This is a genomic window from Roseomonas rosulenta, assembly GCF_016106005.1.
In the GTDB taxonomy this organism is placed as follows: Bacteria; Pseudomonadota; Alphaproteobacteria; order Acetobacterales; family Acetobacteraceae; genus Neoroseomonas; species Neoroseomonas rosulenta.
The window spans coordinates 1-9,996 of the sequence record NZ_JACADR010000166.1; the positions used below are offsets into that span (position 1 = coordinate 1).

12 protein-coding genes are annotated in these 9,996 nt (G+C 74.2%); 7 read left to right on the top strand and 5 right to left on the bottom strand.

Annotated elements, in window-relative coordinates:
* The 5 genes from HW578_RS17635 to HW578_RS17655 form a co-directional block, all read left to right on the top strand.
* Positions 1-472: ATP-dependent helicase C-terminal domain-containing protein (locus HW578_RS17635; protein WP_304621644.1), on the top strand; the 472-nt coding region annotated here is incomplete at its 5' end.
* Positions 473-504: 32 nt separating this feature from the next.
* The gene (locus HW578_RS17640; RefSeq protein WP_369407914.1) at positions 505-1,554 is read left to right on the top strand and encodes a S1C family serine protease; all 1,050 of its coding nucleotides are present in this window, start codon (positions 505-507) and stop codon (positions 1,552-1,554) included.
* A gap of 92 nt (positions 1,555-1,646) precedes the next feature.
* Entirely contained in the window at positions 1,647-2,327 is a 681-nt protein-coding gene (locus tag HW578_RS17645) for a winged helix-turn-helix domain-containing protein (RefSeq protein WP_198371934.1), read from the top strand.
* A 108-nt stretch (positions 2,328-2,435) separates the two neighbouring features.
* On the top strand, positions 2,436-3,809 hold the full coding sequence (locus HW578_RS17650) for a sensor histidine kinase (RefSeq protein WP_198371925.1): 1,374 nt from the start codon (positions 2,436-2,438) through the stop codon (positions 3,807-3,809).
* Between the two features lie 46 nt (positions 3,810-3,855).
* Entirely contained in the window at positions 3,856-4,128 is a 273-nt protein-coding gene (locus HW578_RS17655) for a hypothetical protein (RefSeq protein ID WP_198371926.1), read from the top strand.
* 193 nt (positions 4,129-4,321) lie between these two features.
* Here HW578_RS17655 and HW578_RS17660 read toward each other — a convergent pair whose 3' ends face one another.
* Both HW578_RS17660 and HW578_RS17665 read right to left on the bottom strand, forming a co-directional pair.
* Positions 4,322-4,759 (bottom strand): DUF4214 domain-containing protein, encoded by a 438-nt coding sequence (locus HW578_RS17660; protein WP_198371927.1) that lies wholly within the window; start codon positions 4,757-4,759, stop codon positions 4,322-4,324.
* Between the two features lie 52 nt (positions 4,760-4,811).
* Positions 4,812-5,243, bottom strand: a complete 432-nt coding sequence (locus HW578_RS17665; RefSeq protein ID WP_456308289.1) for a nucleoside deaminase — start codon at positions 5,241-5,243, stop codon at positions 4,812-4,814.
* 250 nt (positions 5,244-5,493) lie between these two features.
* Here HW578_RS17665 and HW578_RS17670 point away from each other — a divergent pair, with 250 nt between their 5' ends.
* Complete coding sequence (locus HW578_RS17670; protein ID WP_198371929.1) at positions 5,494-7,146, top strand: flavin-containing monooxygenase; 1,653 nt, start codon at positions 5,494-5,496, stop codon at positions 7,144-7,146.
* 10 nt (positions 7,147-7,156) lie between these two features.
* On the opposite strand, the gene HW578_RS17675 is transcribed toward HW578_RS17670, so the two are convergent.
* Both HW578_RS17675 and nth read right to left on the bottom strand, forming a co-directional pair.
* On the bottom strand, positions 7,157-7,462 hold the full coding sequence (locus HW578_RS17675) for a hypothetical protein (protein ID WP_198371930.1): 306 nt from the start codon (positions 7,460-7,462) through the stop codon (positions 7,157-7,159).
* 14 nt (positions 7,463-7,476) lie between these two features.
* Entirely contained in the window at positions 7,477-8,121 is a 645-nt protein-coding gene (gene nth / locus HW578_RS17680; protein ID WP_198371935.1) for an endonuclease III, read from the bottom strand.
* 111 nt (positions 8,122-8,232) lie between these two features.
* On the opposite strand from nth, the gene HW578_RS17685 reads away from it, so the two are divergent.
* Entirely contained in the window at positions 8,233-8,736 is a 504-nt protein-coding gene (locus tag HW578_RS17685; RefSeq protein WP_198371931.1) for a DUF2244 domain-containing protein, read from the top strand.
* A 177-nt stretch (positions 8,737-8,913) separates the two neighbouring features.
* Here the strand turns inward: HW578_RS17685 and HW578_RS17690 are convergent.
* On the bottom strand, positions 8,914-9,996 hold a 1,083-nt coding region (locus HW578_RS17690), incomplete at its 5' end, for a DUF2336 domain-containing protein (protein WP_198371932.1).

The following is a 9,996-nucleotide window of genomic DNA, read 5'->3' on the forward strand; positions in this document are numbered from 1 at the left end:
CGAGGGCGAGGCCTGGCCCGACCTGTCGGACGCCGCGCTGGCGGCGACTGTGCGCGACTGGCTGGCGCCGCGGCTGCACGGGCGCACGCGGCTGTCCGATCTCGGCGCGCTGGACGCGGCGGTGCTGCTGCTCGATGGCCTGCCCTGGGATCGGCGCCGCGCGCTCGATGCCGCGCTGCCGGCGCGGATCGCCCTGCCGGGCGGGCGCTCCGCCGCCATCGACTATGCGCGCGACGTGCCGACGCTCGAAGCCCGCGCCCAGCACCTGTTCGGCCTGGCGGCGCTGCCTCCGCTGGCCGGTGGGCGGGTGCCGCTGCAGGTCGCTCTGCTCTCGCCCGCCGGCCGCCCCGTGGCGGTCACCGGCGACCTCGCCGGCTTCTGGAAGGGTGGCTGGGCCGATGTGCGGCGCGACATGCGCGGCCGCTACCCGAAGCATCCCTGGCCCGAGGACCCCGCAGCGGCTTCGGGTTGAACGGTCCGGGTGGCGGGCGCAGATTGACCGGCGTGACTGTTCACGCCCCCCTGCCCGATTCGCGCGCCGTTCCGCGCCGCCTCGCGCTGCTGCTGCCGGCGGCGCTCGCGGCCTGCTCGGTCCCCGCCCGCGCCCAGCGCGGCCTGCCCGACTTCGCCGACCTGGCCGAGCGCGTGTTGCCCGCCGTGGTCAGCATCCAGGTGACCAGCCGCGAGGGCGCGGCCGAACCCCGCGGCGGGCCGGTCGAGCGCGGCCGCCGCGGGCAGCTCGTCCAGGGCGCGGGATCGGGCTTCATCATCGAGCCCTCCGGCATCGTGGTGACCAACGGACATGTCGTGGGCAACGCCACGCGCGTGACGGTCACCACGCATGACGGCACGGACTACGTCGCGCGCGTGATCGGGGCGGACGAACTCACCGACCTCGCGCTGCTGCGGATCACGCCGCGTGCGCCGCTCGCCGCCGTCTCGCTCGGCGTGTCGGGCAACATGCGCGTTGGGCAATGGGTGATGGCGGCGGGCAACCCATTCGGGCTCGGCGGCAGCGTCACCAGCGGCATCATCTCGGCGCGCGGGCGCGACATCGGCGCCGGGCCCTTCGACGACTTCATCCAGACCGACGCGCCGATCAACCCGGGCAATTCCGGCGGCCCGCTGTTCAACATGCAGGGCGAGGTGATCGGCATCAACACGGCCATCTATTCGCCCTCGGGTGCGTCGGCGGGCATCGGCTTCGCGGTGCCCTCCGACCTGGCGCGCCCGGTGGTCGAGGCGCTGATCCGCGGCGGGCGGGTCGATCGCGGCTGGCTTGGCGTGTCGGTCTCCGACGCCGAGGAACAGGGCCGCCGCCAGCGCGGCGCGCTGATCATGGGGGTGGAGCGCGGCAGCCCCGCCGCGCGCGCCGGGCTGCGCCAGGGGGACCTGGTCACGGCGCTGAACGGGGAGGCCGTCACGACCTCCCGTGCGCTGGTGCGTGGTGTCGCGATACTGCCGCCCGGCGAGACGGTGCGCCTGACGCTGCAGCGCGCCGGGCGCGCGCAGGAGATCGCGGTGCAGATCGGCCGCCGGCCGAACGAGGGATGACCCGGCTGGCGGCCATTCGCGTTTCTCGCCCAGCCCTGTAATCTAGGCGCATCGCGCCGGGGGCCGGCGCGCATCAACGCCGGGGTTCCGTGATGCGTATCCTTCTGGTCGAGGACGATGCCGAGGTCGCGCGCTTCGTGCGCAAGGGCCTGGCCGAGGCGGGGCACAACGTCGAGCACGCCGCCAATGGCCGCGACGGGCTGTTCCTCGCGGCGTCCGAGCCCTTCGACATCCTGGTGCTCGACCGCATGCTGCCGGGCGGCGTGGACGGGGTGCGCCTGGTCGAGACCCTGCGCGCGCAGGGCAACCGCACGCCGGTGCTCTTCCTCTCGGCGCTCTCGGCCGTGGATGAACGGGTGAAGGGCCTCAAGGCCGGCGGCGACGACTACTTGGTCAAGCCCTTCGCCTTCGCCGAACTTCTGGCGCGGGTCGAGGTGCTGGCCCGCCGGCCGACGCAGGAGGCGCCGGCCACGCGCCTGCGCATCGCCGATCTCGAGATGGACCTGCTGGCGCGCAGCGTGACGCGCGCGGGCAAGCGCATCGAGATCCAGCCGCGCGAGTTCCGCCTGCTCGAGCACCTGCTGCGGCACGCCGGCCAGGTGGTGACGCGGACCATGCTGCTCGAGAAGGTGTGGGACTACCATTTCGACCCGCAGACCAACGTGATCGACGTGCATGTCAGCCGGCTGCGGCAGAAGATCGACAAGGGATTTGACAAGCCGCTGATCCACACCGTGCGCAACGCCGGCTACATGATCCGCGCCGAGGCGTGAGGATGGCGGCGCGCCGCCTGCCCGCCGCGCGGCCGCCTGCGGCCTGAGGGGCGGGCCATCTCCCCCCCGCCCTTTCCCCGCGGCGAGCCGGTCGGCGGCTGGGAGGGCATGCTGCGCTTCCTGCGCAGCGCGGGCTTCCGCTTCGCGCTGCTGTTCGCCGGCATTTTCATCGGCGCCGCGGCGCTGTTCGCGCTGGTGCTGTGGTACGCCACCGCGGGGTCGCTCGACCGCCAGACCGATGCCTCGGTGCGCACCGATGCGCTGGGCCTGATCGAGCGCTGGCGCGAGGCCGGCCCCGGCGCGGTGGCGGAGGCCATCGCCGACCGCCTCGCCTCGGATGTCGAGGGGACCGCGATCTACCTGCTGCTCGACAGCAATGGCGTTCGCCTGGCCGGGAACCTCGACCGCTGGCCGGCGGAAGCCTCTCCCGACGCGCCCTGGTCCTTCGGCACCGTGCAGCGCGAGGGCAACCTGATCGATGCGCGGCTCCATGTGCTGGAGCTGGGCGAACGCTACCGGCTCCTGGTTGGGCGCGACGTCGGGGAGAAGCAGGCGCTGCGCACGCTGCTGGCCGAGGGCATCGCCTGGGCGGCGGTGGCGGCGAGCTTCGTGGCGCTGGTCGGCGCGGCGGTGCTGCGCCGCGCGGTGGAGCAACGGCTGCGCCCCGCCGCGCTGACCGCGCAGGCGATCGCGGCGGGCGACCTGTCGCGCCGCGTGCCAGTCTCGCACCGCGCCGACGAATTCGACCGGCTGGGCGAGAGCATGAACGACATGCTCGACCGCATCGACCGGCTGATGGCCGGCGTGCGCGGCGTGTCGGATTCGATCGCGCATGACCTGCGCACGCCGATCGCGCGCGCGCGCGCCAAGCTCGAGGAAGCGCTGGACGGGCAGGCCGCGCCCGAGGCGCTGCGCGCGGCGATGGAACAGGGCATCGCCGACCTTGACCACATCACCCGCGTGTTCGGCGCGCTGCTGCGCATCGCCGAGGCCGAGGCGGGGGCGCGCCGCGCCGCCTTCGCGCCGCTCGACCTGGTGCCGTTGTTGGCGGAGGTGGCGGAGTTCTACGGCGCGGTCGCGGAAAGCGGCGGCCAGGCCATCGCGATCGAGCTGCCGGCGCGCCTCGACGTGGTGGGCGACCGCGACCTGCTCGCGCAGGCGGTGGGCAACCTGCTGGACAATGCGCTGAAGTTCACCCCGCCGGGCGGGCGCGTGCGGATCGCCGCGCGGGCGCCGGCGCGCGACCGGATCGATCTCGTCGTCGAGGATACCGGCCCGGGGCTGCCGGCCGCCGACCGCGCCCGCGCCGGGGAGCGCTTCTTCCGTGCCGATGCGTCGCGGGGCACGCCGGGCTCCGGGCTCGGCCTGTCGCTGGTGCGCGCGGTGGCGCACCTGCATGGCGGCGACCTGCTGCTCGAGGATGCGGCGCCGGGGGCGGCGCAGCCGGGCCTGCGCGCAACCATCCGCCTCGGCATCGCATGACCCTGTCGTCATCGCGCGGTCACCGGGGGGCGAGGCGGGGTCTGCGATGGTCCGCCGCATGGGCCGCCTGCAGATCCTCGCGCTGGTGCTGATCGCGCCTGCCTTCGCGATGGGCACCGAACCCGTTGCGCAGATCACCACCGACAGCCGCGATTACTGCCGCGAACTGGCGCTGCGCCTCGCGTCGATGCCGGGCGCCACGAGCGAACCGGCGCGCAGCCTGGCCGAGGACGGGCTGCGGCTGTGTGAGAACGGGCATCCGCGCTCCGGCGTGGCGCGCCTGCGCCGCGCCATCCGCGCCGCGCAGCCGGAGCATTGAGAGACCGTTCGAGGATACGCCGTCCGGCGCCTTCGGCAGCGTGGCACCGGCCCGTTCTCCCGCTTCCGGCCACCGCGGCACGGTATCACGGATGCGTGGCCGGGGGCGCGCGCCGGTACCGGCATGCTCGAGCGGTGCCTGGGCACCGGCATCGCGCAGCGGGCGCGCCCAGGCGGCGCGCGCCGGCCGCGCCCTATCCGAGGCGCTGCTCGAGCCGCGCGAGCCGTGCCTCCAGCCGCGCGGCGCGTTCGGCGGTGACGGCGCCGAGCGCATCGGCCAGCTGCCAGTGCAGCACCTGGAGCTCCACATCGGGCACGGTGCCGAGCGTGGCGAGGAGCGTCGCCAGCACATCCGACGCGCTGCCGCCGGTCGCGGGTGCCGCGGCCATGGGCGCGGGCTCGGCCATGGGGTCGTCGTCGAAGCGCAGCACCACGTTCAGCGCGCGGCCCTCGGCGCTGCCGGCGATATCCTGGATCACCTGGCGGCGGATGTCCGGGCGGTTCTCGACGCGCTGGAGGTGGTGGCGGTAGCCGTCCTCGTCCGGCCAGCGGTTGAGGATGACGGTATAGAGGTTGACGACGAATTCGTGATCGCTGCCACTCAGCAGCTCGCTGCCGTTCACCTCGCGCATCGGGGTCCTCCGTGGATATGGGGCGCTGAATGCCCGGGGCCTGCGCGCATGGTCAACGCCGGGCGGTAAAGAAGCTGCGCAGCTGGGCCGCGCAATCGGTCTCCCGCACGCCGCCGACGACCTCGGGCGCGTGGTGGCAGGACGTGGCGGCGAAGATGCGCGCGCCGTGATCGACGCCGCCGCCCTTGGGGTCGTAGGCGCCGAAGACCAGGCGCTTCACCCGGAAGAAGGAGGCCGCCTGGGCGCACATCGGGCAGGGTTCCAGCGTCACGGTGAGGGTGCAGCCGACCAGGCGCGGGGTGCGCAGGCGCGCGGCCGCGGTGCGGAGCGCCAGGATCTCGGCATGGGCGGATGCGTCGTGGCGGGCCTCGACCTCGTTACCGGCGGCGGCCAGCACCTGGCCGGCGGCGTCGGTGACGACGGCGCCGACCGGCACCTCCCCGCGCGCCGCGGCGGCGGCGGCTTCGCGCAGGGCGAGGTCCATCGGCGTCATGGCGGCGGGATGCCGGGCCGCCCCCGGCCGGTCAACAGGTGATGCGACATGCGTGTGCTGCCCCGCGATGGCCGTCGTGCAGGACTGCCGACCTCCGGATCGCCCGCGGCGCCGTGCTCCGGCGCCTGGGCCGGGCGGATTCGATGCGGTGCCGACCTGCGGGTGCCGCCATGAACCGATGCCGCCCTTGCCCCATCCCCGCCCCCGCCCGACACTCGCCCCCACCCACCCGGAGGACGCCATGCCCGAGGCCCCGATCCCGCCCGCCGCCGAGCAGACCTTCGACGCCCTGGTGATCGGCGCCGGCTTCGCCGGGCTGTACCAGCTGCACGCGCTGCGCGACCGGCTCGGCCTGCGGGTCCGGGTGCTGGAGGCCGCGGACGGCGTGGGCGGCACCTGGTGGTGGAACCGCTACCCCGGCGCGCGCTGCGATTCCGAAAGCCACGCCTATGCCTTCTATTTCTCGGACGACCTGCTGCAATCCTGGGACTGGTCCGAACGCTACCCGCAGCAGCCCGAGATCCTGCGCTACCTGAACCATGTGGCGGACCGTCTGGACCTCAGGCGGGACATCACCTTCGGTGCGCGCGTCACGCAGGCGCAGTGGGACGAGGCGGCGGGGCTGTGGCGCGTCGTCACGCAGGATGGCCGGCGATATGCCGCGCCGTTCCTCATCACCGCCGTCGGCTGTCTGTCCTCCACCAACAGGCCCGACATTCCGGGTGCGGCGGACTTCGCCGGCGCCATCCACCACACCGGCGAATGGCCGCATGAGGGCGTCGATTTCACCGGCAAGCGCGTGGGCATGATCGGCACGGGGTCCACCGGCATCCAGGCCGCGCCCGTGATCGCGGAGGCCGCCGCGCAGCTCACGGTGTTCCAGCGCACCGCGAACTACTCCATTCCCGCGCGCAACCGTCCGCTGGACGACGCCTTCAAGCGCTGGGCGAAGGAGAACGCGGCGGAGATCCGCGCCGCGATGCACAGCGCGCCGAACGGCCACCCCTGGCCGGTGGGGTCGCGATCGGCCCTCGAGGTGAGCGCCGAGGAACGCGAGGCCGCCTTCCGCGCCGCCTGGGAGAAGGGCGGGCTCGCGCTGCGCGCCACCTTCCGCGACATCCTGACCGACCGCGCCGCCAACGACACCGCGGCCGAGTTCATCAGGTCCCGCATTCGCGAGGTGGTGAAGGACCCCGCCACCGCCGCGAAGCTCGCCGAGATCGACCACCCCTTCGCCACCAAGCGCCCGCCGATCGACACCGGATATTTCGAGACCTTCAACCGCGACAACGTCGCGCTGGTCGATATCCGCGCCGACCCGATCGAGCGCATCACGCCCACCGGCCTGCGCCTGCGCAGCGGGGCGGAGCACGCGCTCGACGTCATCGTCTTCGCCACCGGCTTCGACGCCATGACCGGCGCGCTGCTGCGCATGGGGATCGAGGGGCGCGGCGGGCTGGCCCTGCACGACGCCTGGGCGGCCGGCCCCCGCACGCAGCTCGGCCTGCAGGTGCCGGGCTTCCCCAATCTGTTCACCATCACCGGGCCGGGCAGCCCCTCGGTTCTGACCAACATGCCGGTGGCGATCGAGCAGCATGTGGAGTGGATCGCGGACTGCATCGCGCATCTGCGCGCGAAAGGCCTCGCCACGATCGAGGCGTCGGACCAGGCCGCCGAGGACTGGGTCGCGCATGTGAACGATGCCGCGAACGCCACGCTGATGCCGCAGGCCGGGCATTCCTGGTACCTGGGCGCCAACGTGCCCGGCAAGCCGCGGGTCTTCATGCCCTATGCCGGGGGCATGGCGCGCTATCGGGCGATCTGCGCCGAGGTCGCGGCGCAGGGCTATCCCGGCTTCGTGACCGCCGGGCATGCGGCGCGCGTGACCGCCTGACGCGCCGCCGTCAGAAGGTGACGCGCGGCGGCGGCTGCGGCGTGCCGGGCGGAATGGCGCCGGCGCGGATCATGCATTCGTGATACAGGGCGGGCAGCAGCACGAGCAGCTGCCGCCGGACATCCTCGTTGTTCTCGGCATTGCCGCCGGCCTGCGATCCGAGCCGCCGCACCTGCGGGTCGCGCTCGATATCGCGGCGGCAACCGGCGGCGACCGGTCCGGGGTCCTGCGGCACATTGGCCCAGACCCCGCCGCCGCAGCCGGTCGTGCCGAGCGCCAGCGCCAGCATCGGCAAGGCCATCCAGCTGCGCGTCATTCCTCGGTCTCCCTTCAAGCCGGCGGCGCCAACACCTTGTCGCGGTAGTTGCAGAAGGCGCGCGCCACGCAGCGCCAGCATTCCGGCGCGCGCGCCTTGCACACGTAGCGCCCGTGCAGGATCAGCCAGTGATGCGCGTCGCGCAGCAGCTCGGGCGGGCAGCGCTTGACCAGGCGTTCCTCGACCTCGCGCACTGTCTTCCCCGGTGCCAGGCCGCAACGGTTGCCCAGGCGGAAGATGTGGGTGTCCACCGCCATGGTCTGCTGCCCGAACACCACGTTCAGCACGACATTCGCGGTCTTGCGGCCGACGCCGGGCAGCGCCTCGAGCGCCGCGCGATCTCCCGGCACCTGGCCGTCATGCTTCTCGACCAGGTCGCGCGCCAGCGCCGCGACGTTGCGCGCCTTGCCCTGCCACAGCCCGATGGTGCGGATGTAGGGACCGATACCCTCTGCCCCCAGCGCGGCCATCGCCGCCGGGGTGGGCGCGGCGGCGAACAGCGCGGGCGTGCAGCGGTTCACCGCCGCATCGGTCGTCTGGGCCGAGAGCACCACCGCGACCAGCAGGGTGAAGGGGTCGCTGTAGGTGAGCTCGGTCTCCGGCGCCGGGTTGGCCACCGCCAGGGCGCGGATGAAGGCCTCGGCCTGCGCCGGCGGCATCATTCGCGCGCGGCGCGGCGCGGTGGCGGTGCCGTGGTCAGGGCGCTTCGGTTTCGAGATGCTGGCGGGCATGGCTGGTGTCGGCGCGATCCTCGCCTATCCTGTGGTGCGATGACAGTCCCTGCCGAGCCCATCCTGTTCCAGGCCGTCTGCACGCCGCCGCGCTCGCTCTCGCGGCGCGGCTTCCGGGTCTTCGCGGTGCTGCTGGGCGCGGTCTCCGCCGCGGTGGGGCTGCTGTTCCTGGCGATCGGCGCCTGGCCCGTTCTGCCCTTCCTGGGTCTGGAGGTGGCCTTCGCGCTCGGCATGCTCGCGCTGCACGCGCGCGGCACCGCGCGCCGGGCAGAGCTGCTGCTGCTGGTGCCGGGGCGGCTGTCCGTGGCGCGCACCGATGCGCGCGGCAGGCGGGAGGAGATCGTGCTCGACCCCTACTGGGCGCGGCTGACCCATCGCGAGGACCCCGGCCACGCCGGCACGCTGCTGCTGGAGAGCCGCGGCCGGGTCGTCGAGATCGGGCGCGACCTGGCTGCCGAGGACAAGGCCTCGCTGCACCAGGCGCTGCACGGCGCGCTGGCGCGGGCGCGGCACCCGGATTTCGACAACGTTCAGCTTCGCTGAGTCTTTATGTGACCCTCAGACGGCGGGCGGCGGCCGTCCGGCCGCCTTGCCTTCGCGCCGCGGACTGGCGCGCCCGGCGCCGCTGATGGTCTGGGCGCGGTCGCGCATTTGCGCTCCCGGATCGCGGCAGGGCCGCGATTCGAGGCTCCCTGACGCGCCGATCGGCAGGCCCGGCCCTCAGGCCTGGCGGGCCGCCGCGCGCGCCAGGGCATCCACCCGCCAGCGCAGTTCACCCTCGCCCACCAGCGAGGGCGCCACGCTGGCCGAACCCGGCAATCCGAGCGCGAGCAGCGCAACCACCGCTTCGGCGGCCGGATCGCCCAGCCCGGCCTTGCGGCACATCCCCGCCATGGACTTGGCGCAACGCGTCGCGACGGCATGGTCCACCGCGCTGCGCGGCATGCGGCTGAGGGCCGCCAGTGCCGAGGCGACGAAGGCCGCCTCCCCGCCATGCGCTGCGCGTAGCAGCACCGCATCGTTCAACGCGCCGGCGCGTTCCAGGATGGCGGCGCGGTTCGCGGCGTCCTCGGCGCTCTCGCCGGGGCGCGGCGCGCCGGCCAGGCGGGTGGCGACCGCCGCACGCACCTGTAGCGCGACCGCGGCGGGCAGGTCGGTGCGCTCGGCCAGCGGAGCCAGGAGTTCCTCGGCGATGAAGGCCGCCAGCGCCACCGCGGCGCGCGGCGGCAGGAAGGGGTGGCGCACCAGCGGCTCCTGCCAGGACGTCTGGTCGGCAGCCTGGACCACCAGCGCATCCAGCGTGCTCTCGCGGATGGCGGCGGTGGTGTTGCGTAGCAGCGTGCCGATCGCCAGCGCGTCGCCGGTCGCCACCAGGGCATCGGCCACCGCCTCGCTGATCTCGGGGCGGCGCGCCACGGCGGTCAGCGTCTCGCGCAGCGGTGGGGCATCGACCAGCGCCAGCAGGTCGTCCTCGGTCAGCAGGGGCGAGAGGCGGATCACCGGCTCCGCCACCCGGATGTCGCGGTCCGCCGCGAGCGCCAGCACCATCTCGCGCGGCGCGGCGGGCAGGTCTTTCACCGCCTCGGCGATGGTGGCGCGGATCTCGGCGGCGGTGTCGGCCGCGAGCCGCGCCAGCGCCGACCAGGTCATGTGCGCAAGGCGGTCCTGCTGCGCCGGCGCCAGGCCGGGCGCCAGCGCGGCCAGCCGCTGCGCCAGGGCGCCACGCACCTGCTGCTCCCCGTCGCCGGCCAGCGCGGCGAAGCTGTGGGGCGGCGTGGCGGGATTGGCGGCGACGGCGCTGCG